17 protein-coding genes are annotated in these 16,735 nt (G+C 69.9%); 10 read left to right on the forward strand and 7 right to left on the reverse strand.

Annotated elements, in window-relative coordinates:
- Positions 1–11 precede the first annotated feature (11 nt).
- Together AMO33_RS03295 and AMO33_RS03300 are read left to right on the forward strand one after the other, a co-directional pair.
- Positions 12–1,259 (forward strand): NADH:flavin oxidoreductase, encoded by a 1,248-nt coding sequence (locus AMO33_RS03295; RefSeq protein ID WP_060590434.1) that lies wholly within the window; start codon positions 12–14, stop codon positions 1,257–1,259.
- Positions 1,256–1,516 carry a hypothetical protein gene (locus AMO33_RS03300; protein ID WP_011209900.1) on the forward strand — a complete coding sequence of 87 codons (261 nt, stop codon included), beginning with the start codon at positions 1,256–1,258 and terminating at the stop codon, positions 1,514–1,516. The genes AMO33_RS03295 and AMO33_RS03300 overlap by 4 nt, the downstream gene beginning before the upstream one ends.
- Positions 1,517–1,538: 22 nt before the next feature.
- On the opposite strand, the gene AMO33_RS03305 is transcribed toward AMO33_RS03300, so the two are convergent.
- Positions 1,539–2,228, reverse strand: coding sequence for a Dabb family protein (locus AMO33_RS03305; RefSeq protein WP_060590436.1), 690 nt, complete (start codon positions 2,226–2,228; stop codon positions 1,539–1,541).
- A gap of 216 nt (positions 2,229–2,444) precedes the next feature.
- Between AMO33_RS03305 and AMO33_RS03310 the strand changes: the two genes are divergently transcribed.
- Positions 2,445–3,038 carry a PadR family transcriptional regulator gene (locus AMO33_RS03310; RefSeq protein WP_081433315.1) on the forward strand — a complete coding sequence of 198 codons (594 nt, stop codon included), beginning with the start codon at positions 2,445–2,447 and terminating at the stop codon, positions 3,036–3,038.
- A 29-nt stretch (positions 3,039–3,067) separates the two neighbouring features.
- On the opposite strand, the gene AMO33_RS03315 is transcribed toward AMO33_RS03310, so the two are convergent.
- Positions 3,068–3,838: an IclR family transcriptional regulator gene (locus tag AMO33_RS03315; RefSeq protein ID WP_060590438.1), complete on the reverse strand. Its 771-nt coding sequence runs from the start codon at positions 3,836–3,838 to the stop codon at positions 3,068–3,070.
- Positions 3,839–4,072: 234 nt separating this feature from the next.
- Between AMO33_RS03315 and AMO33_RS03320 the strand changes: the two genes are divergently transcribed.
- The 4 genes from AMO33_RS03320 (at position 4,073) to AMO33_RS03335 (ending at position 9,626) form a co-directional block, all read left to right on the forward strand.
- A complete protein-coding gene (locus tag AMO33_RS03320; protein WP_060590440.1) occupies positions 4,073–4,678 on the forward strand; it encodes a PaaI family thioesterase in 606 nt (201 codons plus the stop codon).
- A gap of 160 nt (positions 4,679–4,838) precedes the next feature.
- Positions 4,839–6,080 (forward strand): ABC transporter substrate-binding protein, encoded by a 1,242-nt coding sequence (locus AMO33_RS03325; protein ID WP_011209895.1) that lies wholly within the window; start codon positions 4,839–4,841, stop codon positions 6,078–6,080.
- A 37-nt stretch (positions 6,081–6,117) separates the two neighbouring features.
- On the forward strand, positions 6,118–8,898 hold the full coding sequence (locus tag AMO33_RS03330) for a branched-chain amino acid ABC transporter permease/ATP-binding protein (RefSeq protein ID WP_060590442.1): 2,781 nt from the start codon (positions 6,118–6,120) through the stop codon (positions 8,896–8,898).
- On the forward strand, positions 8,895–9,626 hold the full coding sequence (locus AMO33_RS03335) for an ABC transporter ATP-binding protein (protein ID WP_060590444.1): 732 nt from the start codon (positions 8,895–8,897) through the stop codon (positions 9,624–9,626). The genes AMO33_RS03330 and AMO33_RS03335 overlap by 4 nt, the downstream gene beginning before the upstream one ends.
- Positions 9,627–9,689: 63 nt before the next feature.
- Here the strand turns inward: AMO33_RS03335 and AMO33_RS03340 are convergent, their stop codons facing one another.
- On the reverse strand, positions 9,690–10,196 hold the full coding sequence (locus AMO33_RS03340; protein WP_011209892.1) for a nuclear transport factor 2 family protein: 507 nt from the start codon (positions 10,194–10,196) through the stop codon (positions 9,690–9,692).
- A 167-nt stretch (positions 10,197–10,363) separates the two neighbouring features.
- On the opposite strand from AMO33_RS03340, the gene hsaA reads away from it, so the two are divergent.
- The gene (hsaA, locus tag AMO33_RS03345) at positions 10,364–11,527 is read left to right on the forward strand and encodes a 3-hydroxy-9,10-secoandrosta-1,3,5(10)-triene-9,17-dione monooxygenase oxygenase subunit (protein ID WP_060590446.1); all 1,164 of its coding nucleotides are present in this window, start codon (positions 10,364–10,366) and stop codon (positions 11,525–11,527) included.
- A gap of 3 nt (positions 11,528–11,530) precedes the next feature.
- Positions 11,531–12,022 carry a VOC family protein gene (locus AMO33_RS03350; protein ID WP_060590448.1) on the forward strand — a complete coding sequence of 164 codons (492 nt, stop codon included), beginning with the start codon at positions 11,531–11,533 and terminating at the stop codon, positions 12,020–12,022.
- A 63-nt stretch (positions 12,023–12,085) separates the two neighbouring features.
- Here AMO33_RS03350 and AMO33_RS03355 read toward each other — a convergent pair whose 3' ends face one another.
- Together AMO33_RS03355 and AMO33_RS03360 are read right to left on the reverse strand one after the other, a co-directional pair.
- Positions 12,086–12,367: a hypothetical protein gene (locus AMO33_RS03355; protein WP_011209889.1), complete on the reverse strand. Its 282-nt coding sequence runs from the start codon at positions 12,365–12,367 to the stop codon at positions 12,086–12,088.
- Complete coding sequence (locus AMO33_RS03360) at positions 12,367–13,515, reverse strand: Rieske 2Fe-2S domain-containing protein (RefSeq protein ID WP_011209888.1); 1,149 nt, start codon at positions 13,513–13,515, stop codon at positions 12,367–12,369. Before AMO33_RS03360 ends, AMO33_RS03355 begins: the two co-directional genes overlap by 1 nt.
- A 268-nt stretch (positions 13,516–13,783) precedes the next feature.
- Here AMO33_RS03360 and AMO33_RS03365 point away from each other — a divergent pair, with 268 nt between their 5' ends.
- Positions 13,784–14,482 carry an SDR family NAD(P)-dependent oxidoreductase gene (locus tag AMO33_RS03365; RefSeq protein ID WP_240327397.1) on the forward strand — a complete coding sequence of 233 codons (699 nt, stop codon included), beginning with the start codon at positions 13,784–13,786 and terminating at the stop codon, positions 14,480–14,482.
- Between the two features lie 40 nt (positions 14,483–14,522).
- On the opposite strand, the gene AMO33_RS03370 is transcribed toward AMO33_RS03365, so the two are convergent.
- Together AMO33_RS03370 and AMO33_RS03375 are read right to left on the reverse strand one after the other, a co-directional pair.
- Entirely contained in the window at positions 14,523–15,134 is a 612-nt protein-coding gene (locus tag AMO33_RS03370) for a TetR/AcrR family transcriptional regulator (RefSeq protein WP_011209886.1), read from the reverse strand.
- A 192-nt stretch (positions 15,135–15,326) separates the two neighbouring features.
- On the reverse strand, positions 15,327–16,682 hold the full coding sequence (locus AMO33_RS03375; protein ID WP_082668567.1) for an MFS transporter: 1,356 nt from the start codon (positions 16,680–16,682) through the stop codon (positions 15,327–15,329).
- Between the last annotated feature and the right edge of the window lie 53 nt (positions 16,683–16,735).

The raw sequence follows: 16,735 nt of genomic DNA on the forward strand, positions 1-16,735 counted from the left end.
AAGGCACCGTCGTGACCACAGCCCAGGTCCCCGACGTGCTGGCCCCGGCCGATCTCGGCCCGGTCCGCCTGCGCAACCGCATCATCAAGTCCGCCACCTTCGAGCACATGGCCCCCGGCGCGCTGGTCAGCGACCAGCTCGTGGAGTTTCATCGGGAGGTCGCCGCGGGCGGGGTCGGCATGACGACCGTCGCCTACTGCGCGGTCGCCCCCGAGGGCCGCACCGAGGCCGATCAGATCTGGATGCGCGAGGCAGCGGTCCCCGGCTTGCGCCGCCTCACCGACGCGGTGCACGCCGAAGGCGCGGCGGCGTCGGCGCAGATCGGCCACGCCGGACCGGTCGCCAACGCCAAGTCCAACGGCCTGCCCGCACTGGCGGCGTCCCGGCGGATCAGCCCGATGGGACCGCAGCTGACCCACGCCGCCACCGTGGCCGACATCGCCCGCATCCGCGCCGCCCACGGCGAGGCCACCCGGCTCGCCATCGAATCCGGATTCGACGCGGTGGAGATCCATTTCGGGCACAACTACTTCGCGAGCTCGTTCCTGAGCCCGGTGCTCAACAAGCGCACCGACGCCTACGGCGGGCCGCTGCGCAACCGCGCCCGCCTGATCCGCGAGGTGGCCGCGGAGGTCCGCGAGGCCTCCGGTGGCCGGATCGCGGTGCTGGCCAAACTGAACATGGACGACGGCGTGCCCGGCGGCTTCTGGCTGGACGAGGCGGCTCAGGTCGCCCAGTGGCTCGAGGCCGACGGCAGCCTCGACGCCATCGAACTCACCATCGGCAGCTCGCTGCTCAACCCGATGTACCTGTTCAAGGGGGAAGCACCGCTACGGGAGTTCGCCGAGGTCATGTCGCCGGTGATGAAGGTCGGCGTCAAGGTGGCGGGCAAGCTGTTCCTGCACACCTACCCCTACCGCGACCTGTTCATGCTGGAGGCGGCCAGGCAGATCCGCGCCGCGGTCTCGATGCCGCTGGTCCTGCTCGGCGGGATCACCGACAAGGCCGCGATGGACACCGCCATGGCCGAGGGTTTCGAGTTCGTGGCGATGGCGCGGGCGCTGCTGCGCGAGCCCGACCTGATCAACAAGATCCAGGCCGATCACGAGGCGAAGTCGCTGTGCATCCACTGCAACAAGTGCATGCCGACGATCTTCTACGACACCCGCTGCGTGCTGCGGACCCGCCCGACGCCGGTGCCGCTCGCGGATCCGGTGCGTGCCGGTACGCCGGTGGCGGGCAACGGAGTATCGCGATGACCATGCAGCCGCTGACCTGCGAACGCTGTGGCCAGTGCGTCCTGATCGAGAAGTTCAGCCCCGCGCACACCTCGGTGCAGTGGACCGGCGACGCGGGCCGCTGCCCGGTGATCGCCGAACAGGGCCGTGGCGTCGGGCACCAGGAACGCGGGTGCCCGGACCTGCATCGCACCATCGATCGAGCGGTGCGCGCGCAGCGACTGCCCGTGTCCCGCATCGAACTACCCTCCGGGGATGCCATCCCGCGGCTGCACTGAGCCGCGGGAGGCGCCCTGCGCCTCAGCTCTCGCGCGCGGTCGGCGCGATCTCCGGCGCCGTATCGATGATCGGCGCGGAGATCGCGCAGAAGCTGTGGCAGATGCGGTCTTTGACGATCCACTCCGGGCATTCGGGGTCGAAGAACCGGTCCACGTGCGCCCAATGGATCGGATGGCGCATATAGGCGCCCAGGAGCCCGTCCACGTCGGTGAACTCCTGTTCCCAGACATGCGTCCACTGTGCGGTGCCGACTGCGTGCCGGACCGGGCTCAACTGCCAGGCCGAAATGGCGGGGATGTGCACCGGCATCTGCAGGGTGCCGTGTTCGAACCGGCTCACCTGTCCGGGGCCGGCGGCGGGGTCCACCCGCAGCAGCAACGTCCGGTACACCCCCGGTGGTGCGGCCTCCCGCCGGCGTCCGCCACGATTACCGGCCGCGGTCTCGTATTCCACTCCGTCGATGTGCCCGATGGCGGGTTCGGCGCAGGCCTCGTCGACCACCTCGCGCTGCCGCGCCCACTCCGCCGCGTCCCGGAACTGCAGATGCACCAGCACGTCCCCGCCGTTGCGGACGCCGGGCAGGGTGCGCGCGGCAAGCGCCCGCCGGGCGCCGGTGCTTTCCGCGGCCGCGGTGAGGCGCTTGACGATCATCGCGGTGGTCATCTCGTCGCTGGGATCGGCCGAGTGCAGCAGGCGGGTCACCTTGTACATCGCGGAGTCCTTCCACGTCTTCGGAGCGGGTTGCCGGACCATCTGCGGCGTGGTCCATCCGTCGAACCTAGGGGTGCGCCCGGCGATCTCGCGGTGGCATCCCAGTGGCCGGGAGTCGGTGCGCCGGAGCGGCACGACCGGCCTTGTAGGCTGCCGAGTGTGACCGTCGACGATTCCTACCCCAGTCTGCCCGCGACGAGCTGGGCGGTGCTGGGCATGCTGTCGTTCGGCGAGGAGCTGACCGGGAACGACCTGAAGAAGTGGGCGGACTGGAGCATCGGCTTCTTCTACTGGAGCCCGTCGGTCAGCCAGGTCTACGCCGAGTTGAAGAAGCTCGAGGAATTGGCGCTGGTGCGGTCGCACCAGGTCGCCGACGAAGGGGTGCGCGGCCGTCGGCTCTATGCCATCACCGACGCCGGGCTGCGGGCGCTGCGGAACTGGTCCCGCGACGCCGAGGTGGACATGCCGGTGCTCAAGCACGGGGTGATGTTGCGGCTGTGGATGGGGCATCTGCACGATCCGGACCATCTGAAGCGGATCGTCCACTCCCACATCGAGAATCTGCGCGAGCAGGCACGCCGGGCCGCGCGGCACGCCGACCGCTCCGAGCCGGAGCCCGGCTGGGCGTTCACCCAGATGAGCCTGCGGTGGTCGCAGCGCTACTTCGAGGCCGAGATCACTCTCGCCGAGGAACTGCTGGCCGACATCGACGCGGCCGCGGCCCGCTACCGTGAGTTGGCGGTGCACGACGAGAACGATCTGCCGGTGCCGCGGCATCCGGGGATCTGGCGGACGGTGGGGGAGGACTGAGCCGGACCGGCCGGCCCGCTGCCGGAGGCTCAGCCCTCGGCGCGGACGCTGGGCGCGGTGGGCAGTGAACGCAGCAGGTTGCGGCGCTGCAGGGTGGGGGTGACGCCGGCGATCATGCTGCGCCAGATGGCGTGCGCGGCGAGTTGCACCGGTGTGGTCATGCGACTGTCGAAGGTCATCCGGGTCAGCGGACCGCAGATCGAGACCGCGGTGGTGGCCTCGCCCGCCGGGCCGATGGGGGAGGCGATGCAGCCGAAGCCGGGCAACGCGCCGTTCCGTTCGATCGCGTAGCCGAGGTCGCGGATCAGCGCGTCGCCCGGTTGGTTGCGACCGCTCGCGGCCAGCAGTGCCTTTCCGAGCGCGGATTTCGCGGCAGGAAGCCTGCCGCCGACCCTGGTCGGCACGTGCGCGGCCAGGCGTCCGCCGATCTTGTCCAGGTACACCACATCCGAGCCGTCGAGGACCGCCAGGTGCACCACCATGCCGGTGGTGCGGTAGAGGTGCTGCAGGTGCTCGACCGAGGCGGCGCGCACCCGATTCTGGTGCACGGCGAGCGAGCCGAGTTCGACGAGTCGGATGCCGAGACTGTAGTTGCGGCCCTCTCGCCGCAGCCACCGCAGCTGGACCAACCGGTCCAGCATCCGATGGGCCGAGGAGCGCGGCAACCCCGTCCGGGCGACGACATCGGCCAGCCCGAGGCTCTCGCATCCGTCGAAGGCGTCGAGGACGAGGGACAAGCGGTCGAGGATGGCGCTCGGGGTGTTCGCCGCTGCGGGTCGCATGTCCTGCACGATCGTCATGCGCTGACTCCTTTGTCACACGGGCCACGGCTGTGACATGGCAATTTCTAATAGGAATAGTGCCACACCGCGGTCTTGCTTGTGAAGCAGATCACGGAGAAAACGCGTGCTGTTCCGTCGAGTGCCACGGCAGGCGCGCCGGCGGCGGTACTGCTCGTGCGCCCGCTCAACGGAATCTCGTGGCGCGATCGCGCACGGGGAAGGCACGGTGGTCGGCATCGAGAAGGGAGTCCGGTGGACGAGCGTGACGTGGACGAATTCGACTGTGCCTGGCGAAAGTACGAGCCGCTGACATCCTCGGTGCGGCGGCTGGTCGACCTCACCATTCGCAGCGAGGCCGACGAGAGGGCGGTGGCCGCGGCCGAGAAACTGATCGATGCGGCCACGCGGCTGCTCTCCCGGCGCACGCTTCCGGGCTCCTACGGCATTCCGCGGACCGCCGACGGCCGCGCGATGCCGTGGGGCAACGCGGCCATCGGTCTGCGCAACCCGATCGCGCCGCCGCTGGTGCTCCACCGCGCGCCGGACGATTCGATGTGGTGTGTGGCCGATCTGGGCGCCGCATACGAGGGCCCGCCCGGATGCGTGCACGGCGGGGTGTCGGCACTGGTCCTCGACCAGTTGCTCGGCGCGGTGGCGCAGCGGCCGGGAGAGCCCGCGGTCACCGGCACACTGACGGTGCGGTACCTGCGGCCGGTGCCGCTCGGCCGGATCCGCGGCGAGGCCTCGGTGCGGTCGCACGAGGGCGTCAAGACGTTCGCCTCCGGACGGATCGTCGTCGCCGGACAGCCCGCCGTGCTCGCCGACGGCGTCTTCATCCGGCCCGGTTCGCGCTCGTGAAGCCCTTTTTCCCGGTCACCGGGACAAGCCTTGCGGGAGGGGTGCCGGGCTGTACGCATAATCCGTGCGCCGCATCGCTCGTGATGTGGATCACGCGAGAACCGTCGTTGTGTCGGGCACCACCCGATTGCGGTCTCGCCGTCGGAAGGAGAACCCGATCATGACACTTGGTGGTCTGAGTCGTCGACGCACCGCGGCTGCGGTCGGTGCCGTCGCGCTGTGCACCGCACTGGCAGCCACGGGATGTGCGGACAGCGAGGAGTCGAACAACAGCGCCGTGGCCGGCGCACCGACCACCTCGTTGCCGGACGCACCCGCCGGCGGTACTCCCGTCCGCGTCGGGTTCGTCTCGACCGAGGGCGGAGCCGTGGTGTCGCTGCCGCAGATGCGGGCGGGCGCCGAAGCCGCCGCGGAGTACATCAACAAGAACGCCGGCGGGATCGCCGGGCGCCCGATCGAGCTCGTGGTGTGCAAGCAGCAGGAGGAACCCACCTCGGCGACCAAGTGCGCCAACGACTTCGTGGAGCAGAAGGTGGCCGCTGTGCTGTCGCCCGGCACCTCTCAGGGCGGCACGATCCTGCCGATCGTGGCCGGTGCCGGCATCCCGTACATCACCCTCAACGGCGTCTCCCCCCAGGAGCTGACCTCCCCCGACTCCGCTGCCCTGTCCGCGGGCCTGCCCGGCACCATCACCGCGATGGCGGCCGCGGCCAAAAGCAAGGGAATGAAGACGCTGACCCTCTTCGCCAGCGACGGCGGCGGTACCGCGGCAATGATCGAGGCGATGGGCGTGCCGATCTTCCAGGCCGCCGAGGTCGGGCTGAAGGTGGTGCCGATTCCGCTGGGTGTCCCCGACCCCACCCCGTTGGTGACCTCCGGACTGTCGGGTGACCCGGACGGCGTCAGCGTCATCGCCGACGCAGGCACCTGCGCGTCGGTGTACAAGGCCGTCCAGACCACGGATGCGAGCGTGCAGAAGATCTTCATTCCGGTCTGCCTCGACCCGAACGTCACGTCGATCATCGGCATGGACGCGGTCGAGGGCAGCGTCGGGATCACCGCCACCGACTACCTGTCGGATCGCCCCGACTCCGTGCTCTACCGCTCGGTTCTGCAGGCTTACGCGCCGGAGGAAACGGTGACGGGAGCGGCCTCGTCCGGTTACCAGGTCGTCATGGCGTTCCAGCAGGCCGTGGACGGTATCCAGGGCGAGGTGAACGCGGCCAGCATCAAGCAGGCGCTGCGGTCGGCCACCGGTGTGGAGATGCCCGCGGGTGGCGGCGTCACCTTCAGCTGCGACGGCACCGCGGTCCCGCAGATGCCCTCCATCTGCTCGCGCCAGATGCTGATCGGCGAACTGAACGATCAGGGCGTTCCGGTCAACCTGCAGGTGACCGGCTGACCCGCGGGGCACCGGTGTTCGACCAGAGAGATCGGCGATGACAGACCATCTTTCGTTCCTCGTGCTCGGTCTCGGCAACGGCGCGGTGTACGCGGCGCTCGGGCTGGCGCTCGTGATGACCTTCAAGAGTTCGGGCGTCGTGAACTTCGCGACCGGCGCGGTCGCGCTGTATGCCGCCTACACCTACGCCTTGCTGCGCAAGGGCGAGCTGATGGTTCCGATACCCGGGCTCCCCGAGACGATCGAGCTCGGTGGGCCGCTCGGGGTCGCCCCGGCCATGGCGATCTCCCTGGTCGCCGCCGCTGTGCTCGGCGTGCTCTGCTACGCGCTCGTGTTCCGGCCGATGCGCACGGCTTCGGTGATCGCCAAGGCCGTCGCCTCGATCGGCCTGATGATCGTGATCCAGGCCGTGATCGCCCAGCGCGCGGGCACCGGGCTGATCTCGGTGCCGCCGATCTTCGCGCTGGACACGTTCGCGATCGGCGACCGCACGGTGCCCGCCGACCGGGTCTGGCTGGCGGCGTCGGTCGTCGCCCTGTCCGCGGTCGCGGCGCTCGGCTTCCGATTCACCCGATTCGGTGTCGCCACCGAGGCCGCGGCCGAATCGGAGAAGGGCGCCTATCTGACCGGTCTGTCACCGGACCGGATCGCCTTCGCCAACTGGACGCTTTCCTCGATGGTCGCCGGTCTCGGCGGCATCCTCATCGCCCCGCTGGTGGCGCTGAACCCGGTGGCGTACTCGCTGTTCATCGTGCCGGCGTTGGCCGCGACATTGGTCGGCAATTTCGGCTCGATCTGGCTCACCGTGGCCGCCGGTGTCGTCATCGGCGCGTTGCAGGCCGAGGCGACCAACCTGCAGGGGCTCTACGACTGGTGGCCCAGGGCCGGAACGGCGGAGGCGATCTCGCTCCTGCTGATCTTGGGTTTCCTGGTCGTCAAGGGTCGCCCGTTGCCCGACCGCGGGTCGGTGCTGCGCCGAACCTTGGGCCGGGCGCCGCGGCCGGACCGCGTGCTGGCTCCCGCTGCGGTGGCGCTCGCCGTCGCGGTCGTCGCGCTGCTGGCGACCTCGGGCAGTTATCGGGCCGCCCTCGTCAGCAGCATCATCTTCGCGGTGCTCGCGCTGTCCCAAGTGGTCGTCACCGGATACGCGGGCCAGGTGTCACTGGCCCAGCTGACGCTGGCCGGGGTCGCCGCCTATGCGCTGAGCGTGTCGAATCAGCACCTCGGCATCCCGTTCCCGTTCGCGCCGGTGGTCGCCGCACTCTTCGCGACGGTCGTCGGCGTCGTGGTCGGCCTGCCGGCGCTGCGGGTGCGCGGGTTGCCGCTGACGGTGGTGACGCTTGCACTCGCGGTGTTCGTCGAGGCTTTCTGGTTCCGTAACCCCTCGCTCAACGGCGGGGTGCAGGGCGCACCCATCGACGCCCCGCGGCTGTTCGGGATCGATCTCGGCATCGGCACGGGCGAGGCCTACCCGCGACTGGCATTCGGTCTGCTGTGCCTGGTCGTCCTCACCGCCGTCGGGCTCGCGGTGGCGTGGCTGCGCCGCAGCAGCCTCGGCACCGACATGCTCGCGGTGCGGGCCAACGAGCGGTCGGCGGCCGCCGCGGGCATCGATGTCTCGCGCACCAAGCTGGTCACGTTCGCCATCGGAGCCTTCCTCGCCGGACTCGCCGGTGGCCTGCTCGGTTACCAGCAGACCCTCGCGACGCCGGAACCGTTCACGGTGTTCCTCGGGATCTCGCTGTTCGCGGTCGTCTACGTCGCGGGCATCACCTCGATCACCGGTGGCATCCTGGCCGGCGTGATGGCGCCCGGCGGCATCGTGTATCTGCTGGTCGATCGGTTCCTGCACGTCGGCGACTACTACTCGGTGATCAGCGGCATCCTGCTCGTGGTCACCGTCATGGCGAACCCGGACGGGATCGCCAGCAAACTGCCGAGGATCGCATGGCCCGCGCTGAGGCGCAGTGCCGCGACCGACGACATCGCAGCGGAGCTTCCGCCCGCGACAGGAGCGGTAGGCGACGGTGGCGAGCCCGTTCTCGCGGTGCGCGGCATCACCGTCGGCTACGGTGCGGTGCGGGCGGCCACCGACGTCGGATTCGACGTGCGTCCCGGCGAGATCGTCGGGCTCATCGGCCCCAACGGTGCAGGCAAGACCACGGTCATCGACGCGATCACGGGGTTCGCCGCGGCGACCGGATCTGTCACCCTGGCCGGCGACGAGCTGAGCGGGCGGCCACCGCACGCGCGCAGCCGGGCCGGGCTCGGCCGCAGTTTCCAGGATGTGGAGCTGTACGACGATCTCACCGTCGCCGAGAACGTCCGGGTCGGGGCGGCGCGGTCGCGCTCTGCTGAGCCGGTGGCGGCGCGCGTCGCGCGCACGCTCGCGGTCCTCGGGATCGCCGATCTCGCCGATCGGGAGGCCGGGCTGCTGTCGCAGGGGCAGCGTCAGCTGGTGTCGATGGCCCGCGTGCTGGCCGCCGACCCCGCGGTCGCCCTGCTCGACGAACCGGCGGCGGGTCTCGACAGCGCCGAAAGTCGTTGGCTGGGTGAGAAACTGCGCGCCGTGGCAGCGCACGGCACCGGCATTCTGCTGGTCGATCACGATATGGAGCTGGTGCTCTCGGTGTGCGATCGGGTCATCGTGCTCGACCTCGGCGCCGTCATCGCGACCGGGACGCCCGCGCAGATCCGCGCCCATCCCGAGGTGCTGCGCGCTTACCTCGGCGTGCCCGCCGACACCGTCGACCTCGATCACGAAGCGGTTCCGGAGCTGCACGCCCGACCGCATGCCACGCAGGAGGCCCCGCTGTGACCACGCTGGAATGCCGGGCCGTGACCGCCGGCTACCGGAAAGAACGTCCGTGCGTGCGCGAGGTCGATCTGACTCTCGAACGGGGTGAGATCACCTGCCTGCTCGGGCCGAACGGCGCGGGCAAGACCACCCTGCTCGAGACGCTGGCGGGGTTGCTTCCCCGCACCGGCGGCGAGGTGCGGGTCGCGGGCAAGGCGGTGCGTGGTGGCCGCCCCCGGGACGCGGTGCGCGCCGGGCTGGTGCTGGTGCCTGACGACCGCGCGTTGTTCCGCCGGCTCAGCACCCGGCAGAATCTTCAGCTCGCGATCGGCGAGCGGTCGCGGCGTCGTTCGGGAATCGACCAGGTGCTGGCCTACTTCCCGGCGCTGGAGAAACGGCTGTCGGTCGAGGCCGGCCGGCTCTCCGGCGGTGAGCAGCAGATGCTCGCGATCGGCCGCGCGATCCTGCAGCGGCCCGCGGTGCTGCTCATCGATGAGCTCAGCATGGGCCTGGCGCCGGTGATCGTCACCGAAATCCTCGCTGTGCTGCGGCAACTCGCCGCTGCCGAGGGCACCGGTGTGCTGCTGGTGGAACAGCACGTGCACCTGGCGCTCGGTGTCGCCGACCGCGCCGCCGTCCTCGTGCACGGGCGCATCGTCGATCAGGGCGCCGCCGGCGAGCTGCGCGACGATCCCGGCCGGGTCGAGCGCGCCTATCTCGGGTCGGGGACCGCGGTTCCCGCCTCCTGAACGATCGACGAGAGCGAGCCACCGCGCACTGCGGTGGCTCGCTCTCGTTCTCGAATGGCTGGGTCAGCGGGCGATGGACTGCTCTGTGCACCAGGCGAGTTCGGCCTCGCTCAAGGTGCCCAGCTCCATCGCGCGCTGGATCCACTCCGGCACCAGCTTCACGAATTCGGCGGGGTCGTAGATGTCCTCCTCCTTGGCGAACATTCCGTTCCCGGCGTAGGTGAGGATGCTGATGTTGTCCGCGCCCATCCGCGAGCCGTCGCCCGGGTCGCGCATCAGATTGTTCAGCTTCACCACGATCACACCGTTGACATCGTCGATCAGGTGCCAGTAGGCGGGAAACGAGGTCATCGCCGCGCCGGGGAAGGTCGCCAGCGTGGGCTCGACCCAGGCCCAGATGGCGTCGCGGCCTTTCAGCACACCGACCATTTGCTCGTGGTACTCCGCGTCCGGGGTGAACAGCTCCACGAACTCCCGCCAACTGCCCTCGCCCGACGCGGCGCGCGCGACCGTGGAATGCCACTTCTGGTAGGCGTTTTCGAGTTCTTCTCTACTCCAGGTAGTGCTCATGGCTGGACGCTAGGTAACGGTGAGGCGCGCGCCGGACAGTGATTCCGCTGAGCGGGATCGCGGGGTGGTCAGGGCCGTCCCGGTAGCTGGAATTCCGGGATCGCGGGGGTCGGACCTGCCTCTACCGTCGTCGCATTCCGCGCGCGGAGACAGATCAGGAGAACGACATGAGCAACGAAGTACTGGAACGGGTGCGCCCGCTGCTGCCGGCGATCCGGGAGCGCGCCGTCGAGGCCGACCGGCAGCGCCGGGTGCCCGCCGACACCATCGCCGAGCTGCGGGAGGCCGGGTTCTTCCGACTCCTGCAGCCCAAACGCTACGGCGGCTACGAAGCGAGCCCCGCCGCACTGTACGAGACGGTGCGTGCCCTCGCGTCCGCGTGCCCCTCCACCGGCTGGGTGGCCGCGGTGGTGGGCGTGCATCCGTGGCAGATCTCGCTGTTCGACGAACGCGCACAGGACGAGGTGTGGAAGGACACTCCGGACGCGCTGGTGTCGTCGTCGTATGCTCCCACCGGCACGCTCGTCGAGGTGGACGGTGGGTACCGGCTTTCGGGCCGCTGGAGTTTCTCCTCCGGCAGCGACCACTGCCAGTGGGTACTGCTTGGCACGCTCTGCTTCCGCGAGGGCCAGGCCCCGGAGTATCTGACCGCGCTGGTGCCGCGCAGCGACTATGTCGTCGAGGACGTCTGGAACGTCGTCGGCCTGTCCGGGACCGGTAGTAACGACATCGTCATCGAGGACGCTTTCGTCCCCGCCCACCGCACCTACAGCGCGCTCGAGCAGGACCAGCTGCGCGGGCCTGGCCACGCGGTGAACACCGCGCCGATGTACAGGTTGCCCTTCGGCATGGTCTTCTCCTACACCATCACCAACGCGATCGTCGGTGCCGCCCAAGGCGCTTACACCGCCCACGTGGCGCGGATGAAAGAGCGGGTGCGCCTGTCCTACGGCGGCCAGAAGGTCGCCGAGGATGCCTTCGCGCACGTGCGGGTCGCGCGGGCGGCCGGCGAGATCGACGCCGCCGTGGCGACGTTGGATCAGAATGTCGCCGAACAACTCCGCTACGTCGAGGCGGGGGAGGAGATTCCCGAGCGGCTGCGCTTGCGCGCCCGGCGCGATCAGGTGCTGGGCACCGAGCGGGCGGTGCACGCGGTGGAGATCCTGTTCGAGAATTCCGGCGGGCACTCCATCGCTCGCGGCAACCCCATCGAACGGCACTGGCGCGATGTGCATGCGGGCACCGTGCACGTCATCAACGACGTCGAGCGGGCGCTGGCGATGTTCGGTCGCGGCGAGTTCGGGGTGCCGATCGACGAAGGCATGTACTGACCGATGCCCGCGCTCTACGATCTGGCCGAACTGCACCACGTCGGGATCGTGGCCGACGACGTCGAGGCCGCGGCGGCGGCGCTGAACCGGCTCTATGACCTCGATGTCACCGTGTTCGCCGAGTCGGAGTTCACCTGCCGAATCGACGGTGTGCTCCAGCGCACCGTGCAGCGCATGGGCCTGTCGGCCGGTCCGCCGCACGTGGAGCTGTTGCGGACGGTGCCGGGCTCGCCGATCTGGCAGCCCAGCCCCACCGGCATCCACCACCTGGGGTTCGTGGCCGACGATGTCGCGGTGGTGTCGGCCGAGCTGGCGCGCCGTGGCGCGCGGCTGTGGATGGCCGGTGGCGACGGCGGAGTGGCGCCCGGGGCCTGCTATCACCGTGACCCGCTGGGGCAGATCGTCGAGGTGCTCAGCCGGGCCACCGCCGATCGCCTCGCTGCCCGCTACGACGAGCACCGGCGGCACTGCCCCGGCCGTCCCGGCGTCGCGTGAACACCCTCGTGGGCCGCAGCGGACGATCCGCTGCGGTCCACCTGCGGCGGGATGGCGGCCCCGTCAGCTGTTGGCTGTCTCGGCCGGTACCTCCGCGGGGACGGGAATCCGTCCGGCGAGAGCGGCCTCCCGGATGAATTCGCTCATCCGGCTGCACCCGGGCAGGAACGGCCCCCGCAGCACGGGCGAGCCCAGCTCCGGGCATCGGGCGACCGCCTCGGCATTCCACTGCACACTGGTCTGCTGCCAGCTGCTCTTGCGTGCCAGCACGCGCGCGCCGCACTGTCCGCATTCCACCGGCACCATCGGGGTGTCGGCCAACCGGTTGTCGACCCGGGGCGCCATCAGGCCGGCGCCTCGGCCGTGCCGCTCTGCGCGGCCATGTTGGCCCGGATCTGGGCCTGCCACGCCTCCAGCGGCTTGGTCGTGTCGAGCTCGAATTCGAAGCGATCCACCATTTCCGGGGTGACGTCGGCGACGTCGACGTAGAACTGCTCGTACCAGCGGCGCAGCTGGTAGACCGGGCCGTCCTCCTCGCACAGCAGCGGATTGTCGATGCGCGCCTTGTTCTTCCAGATCTCGACGTCCTGCTCGAACCCGATCTTGACCCAGTCGCCCAGCGCCACCGCCGTCTGCATCGCGGCCTCCTCGGGCAGGCCGGGCGCCTTCTCGACGATGATGCCGTACTGCAACACGAACGAGTTCGCGTCGATCGGATAGTGGCAGTTGAGCAGCACGGTGCGCTGATCGCCGTACTCGAAGTGATAGGTCAGGTCGTCGATCATGAACGAGGGCCCGTAGTAGGAGGCCACCGAGGAGGTGCCGAGCATGGTCGGCTGGCCTTCCGGGGCCGGGAAGTCGTCGCGGGCGCCGCTCTTGAAGTACTGGGTGGCGATGTGGCCTTCGAAGACGTTCTTGAAGTAGGTCGGCAACGAGCCGTGGATGTAGAAGAAGTGCGCCATGTCCACGACGTTGTCGATGATCTCGCGGCAATTGGTGTTGACCACGGTGGTGTACCAGTGCCAGTCGGTCCAGCGGTCGTCGCCGGCGCCCTCGATGCGCGGGATGGCGACCTCGGGGGTGGGCTTGCTGCCCTCGGGGTCGTGCCAGACGAACAGCATGCCGTCCTGTTCGAGCGCGTGCCAGGTGCGCGTCCGCGCCAGCGGCGGCACCCGGCGGGCGTAGGGGATCTCCGTGCACCGGCCGTTGCCGCTCCAGCGCCAGTCGTGGAACGGGCAGGCGACGGCGTCACCCTTGACGGTGCCCTGGCTGAGGTCGCCGCCCATGTGCCTGCAGTAGGCGTCGAGCACGTTGAGTGTGCCGTTCTCGCCGCGGAAGACCACCAGTTTGGTGCCGAATGCCTCGATGGCGTGCGGCTTTCCGTCGGAGAAGTCGCGGGCCAGGCCGAGGCAGTGCCAGCCGCGCGCGAAGCGCGTGGGGGCCGCGGCCGCTTCGATGGTGCGGATTTCGGTGTCCTGCGGTACGGGGTTCATCTCCACCCTCCTCGGATGTGGCGCGCAGGGGGCTGACGGGGCCGCCTGCTGCGGCCCTCCTGCGCTGCGCACCCGTTCTAACAGCGATCCTGGCGGCGGATGGGGAGTGATTTCACTCACTGGAATGGCGACCTGCCCACTGACCGGAAGAGTGGCGTCCCGGCGCCCACGCCGGGTCGCAGACTCACCGGACACCGTCGTCGTGGGAGAGGCAGGAATGAGCGCGTCGAGGCGAATCTCGTGGGAATTGAACGGGAAGGTCGTGTTGGTGACCGGAGCGGCGCGAGGCCAGGGCGCGGAACACACCCGCAGGCTCGCCGAACTGGGCGCCCGGGTGGTGGCCGCCGACCTGGATGTCGCGCGGGTCGAGGCGATCGTGGCCGAGCTGCCCACGGCCGCGGTGGCGACCGCGCTCGATGTGCGGCGCGCCGGAGACTGGTCGGCGGCGGTCGATCTGGTGCGCGAGCGGTTCGGTCGGCTCGACGTGTTGGTCAACAACGCGGGCGTGGCGCCGCGCGCCCCGCTGAGCGAATTGAGCGAGGAGGAATTGCGATTCGTCCTCGACGTCGACCTGATCGGCGCGATCCTCGGGATGCGGGCGGTGCTGCCGCTGATGCGCGAGCACGGCGGCTCGATCGTCAACATCGCCTCCACCGCCGGGATGACCGGCTACGCGGGCGGCCTGGCCTACGCCGCCGCCAAGTGGGGTCTGCGCGGCGCCACGCGTTCGGCGGCAAAGGAACTCGGCCCGCTCGGCATCCGGGTCAACGCCATCTGTCCGGGCGCGATCGATACCGCGATGGTGTCGGAGGCGACGCGGGCGGGCGGGGGAGCGGTGGCGAATCTGCCCATCGCTCGGGTCGGGCGTCCCGACGAGGTCTCGGCGCTGGTGGCCTTCCTCGCCTCGGACGCGAGCAGTTACTGCACCGGGCAGGACTTCGTGGTCGACGGTGGTGCGCTGGCGTGAGCGCGCCCGGCTCTCGCCCTCGCCGGAACCGTGTGCGCGCTCAGCGGGCCGGGCGCAGTCCGGCCAGCAGCATGCGCAGCCCGCGCAGCAGGAGTTGCTCGACCTCGGCGAACTCACCGGAGTGGGTGGTGTCGACCCAGTGGATGTAGGCCTGGCGCATGGTCTGCATGGCCAGCTGGGCGGGCAGTTCGCGCAGGAACGGGTCGTCGCCGAGGTGGTAGTGCCCGGCCAGGTATTCGGTGATCGCCCCGCACAGGCCCTCGCCCCATTCCAGCCAGCGCAGCCGGTAGGGCGGGGTATTGATCATCAGGTCCATGAACTTGCGGTCGAACTCCGGTACGTCGCGCCGGTGGACCTCGATGGTGAACGCGCGGGCGAGCACCTCGGCCGGGTCGTCCGCGGCGGGCGCGGTGCGCAGGATCTCGACGATCAGCTCCTCGCTCTGCCGGAACAGGGGCGCGAGCACGTCCTCCTTGACCGGGAAGTGCCGGTGGAAGGTGCGCGGGGAGATGCCGACCAGATCGCAGATGCGTTCCACGGTGGCCGTGGTGTTGCCCTCGGCGATGAACAGGTCGCGCGCGGTGAGGGCGATGGTGTGGCGCAGTTCCTCCGCGCGGCGCTCGGTGAGGGTGGGGCGAGCCGTCTTGTCCATCGGGCCTCCCTGTCGTCGCGCGGCGGCCGAGGCCGACGCCGCTGCTGTCCGGACGGTACCGGTGCGCTCACCCACGGTTGTCAGAATATGACATCCGTGGGTGAGCGCCCGGTTCCGGTGCGACGGCGGGCGCTGCGGCCGCACCGCTGTCGACTGTTCTATCAGCCCTGAGACGATGCGGCACATATTATTTCAGTGACCGGAACCCTCGGCCGACGGAACCGGCCGGGCGGTGTCGACCGCCGCACCGGTGACAGCGCGGTGCAGATCCGCACCGCGGGTCTCGCGCACGCGCGAGATGCACAACACCGTCACCAGACCACAACCGACGGCCAGCAGGATCAGCGGGGTGCTGTCCGGTCCGCCGACCAGCAGCGCGCTGGCCACCAGGGGTGTGAAGCCGCCGCCGAGCAGCGCCGCGAACTGGTAGCCCATCGAGGCACCGGTGTAGCGGACCGCGGTGCCGAACATCTCCGACAGCAGTGCGCCCAGCGGCGCGAACATGGCCGACTGGGCGCACTGGCCGAGCACCATGGCGGCGAACAACAGCGGCACCGAACCCGAGTCGACCATGGTGTAGATCGGCCAGGCCAGGATCACGATGCCGATCGCGCCGCCCAGCACGACCGGCCGACGGCCCACCCGATCCGACAGGGCAGAGAACAGCGGGATGGCGATGAACGCCGTGGTGGAGACGAACAACAGGCCGTTCACCGCGCTGGAGCGGTCGTAGCCGATGTTGGTGGCGTAGCTGATCATGTAGGTGCTCAGCAACGCGGTCAACGCGAACGGGCCGATCCCGATGCCGCAGGCCAGCAGTAGGGTGGCGGGACGTTGCAGGATGGCCACGAACGGAATCCGCGGCGCCGGCTCGGCCTCGGCCGCCGCGGCCTGGAACACCGGCGACTCGGTGACCCCGATCCGCAGGTACACCCCGGCGGCGAGGAGCACGATGCTGGCCAGGAACGGGATCCGCCAGCCCCACGACAACAGGTCTTCCTCGGGCAGCAGCGCGACCACGGCCACCACGCCGGTCGACAGCAGCGAGCCGATCGGCGATCCCATCTGCATGATGCCGTTCCAGAAACCGCGACGACCCGGTTCGGCGTGTTCGGTGACCATGAGGGTGGCCCCGCCCCACTCGCCGCCGATCGCCACGCCCTGCACCACGCGCAGCAACACCAGCAGCAGGGGCGCGAGGATGCCGACACCGGCGTAGGTGGGCAGCACACCGATGAGGAAGCTCGACGCGCCCATCAGCAGCATGGTCAGCACGAGCATCGATTTGCGCCCGATGCGGTCGCCGAAGTGGCCGAACAGCACACCGCCGATCGGCCGCGCGACATATCCGGCGGCCAGCGTGCCGAAGGCCGCGATGGTGCCGAGCGCCGGGTTCGAGTCGGGGAAGAAGACCTTGTTGAACACCAGCGCCGTCATGGTGCTGTAGAGCAGGAAGTCGTAGTACTCGATCGCGGTGCCGAGCAAGCTCGACACGGCGACGCGGCGCCGCAGCGCCGGATCGGAATGCGGCGTCACTGCCGGATTCATGGGGGCCTCCGTTCCTCGCCGGGAAGACGACCGGCTCATGGTGACGGCCCGGC

It is taken from the genome of Nocardia farcinica (genome assembly GCF_001182745.1).
GTDB lineage: Bacteria > Actinomycetota > Actinomycetes > Mycobacteriales > Mycobacteriaceae > Nocardia > Nocardia farcinica.

What these genes read in the sequence shown, in the direction of transcription:
- AMO33_RS03360 (WP_011209888.1), bottom strand. Translation starts at nt 13,515, where the DNA reads ATGAACCCCGTACCGCAGGACACCGAAATCCGCACCATCGAAGCGGCC.
- AMO33_RS03370 (WP_011209886.1), bottom strand. Translation starts at nt 15,134, where the DNA reads ATGGACAAGACGGCTCGCCCCACCCTCACCGAGCGCCGCGCGGAGGAA.
- AMO33_RS03315 (WP_060590438.1), bottom strand. Translation starts at nt 3,838, where the DNA reads ATGACGATCGTGCAGGACATGCGACCCGCAGCGGCGAACACCCCGAGC.
- AMO33_RS03375 (WP_082668567.1), bottom strand. Translation starts at nt 16,682, where the DNA reads ATGAATCCGGCAGTGACGCCGCATTCCGATCCGGCGCTGCGGCGCCGC.
- AMO33_RS03325 (WP_011209895.1), top strand. Translation starts at nt 4,839, where the DNA reads ATGACACTTGGTGGTCTGAGTCGTCGACGCACCGCGGCTGCGGTCGGT.
- AMO33_RS03350 (WP_060590448.1), top strand. Translation starts at nt 11,531, where the DNA reads ATGCCCGCGCTCTACGATCTGGCCGAACTGCACCACGTCGGGATCGTG.
- hsaA (WP_060590446.1), top strand. Translation starts at nt 10,364, where the DNA reads ATGAGCAACGAAGTACTGGAACGGGTGCGCCCGCTGCTGCCGGCGATC.
- AMO33_RS03355 (WP_011209889.1), bottom strand. Translation starts at nt 12,367, where the DNA reads ATGGCGCCCCGGGTCGACAACCGGTTGGCCGACACCCCGATGGTGCCG.
- AMO33_RS03305 (WP_060590436.1), bottom strand. Translation starts at nt 2,228, where the DNA reads ATGTACAAGGTGACCCGCCTGCTGCACTCGGCCGATCCCAGCGACGAG.
- AMO33_RS03300 (WP_011209900.1), top strand. Translation starts at nt 1,256, where the DNA reads ATGACCATGCAGCCGCTGACCTGCGAACGCTGTGGCCAGTGCGTCCTG.
- AMO33_RS03330 (WP_060590442.1), top strand. Translation starts at nt 6,118, where the DNA reads ATGACAGACCATCTTTCGTTCCTCGTGCTCGGTCTCGGCAACGGCGCG.
- AMO33_RS03340 (WP_011209892.1), bottom strand. Translation starts at nt 10,196, where the DNA reads ATGAGCACTACCTGGAGTAGAGAAGAACTCGAAAACGCCTACCAGAAG.
- AMO33_RS03310 (WP_081433315.1), top strand. Translation starts at nt 2,445, where the DNA reads ATGCTGTCGTTCGGCGAGGAGCTGACCGGGAACGACCTGAAGAAGTGG.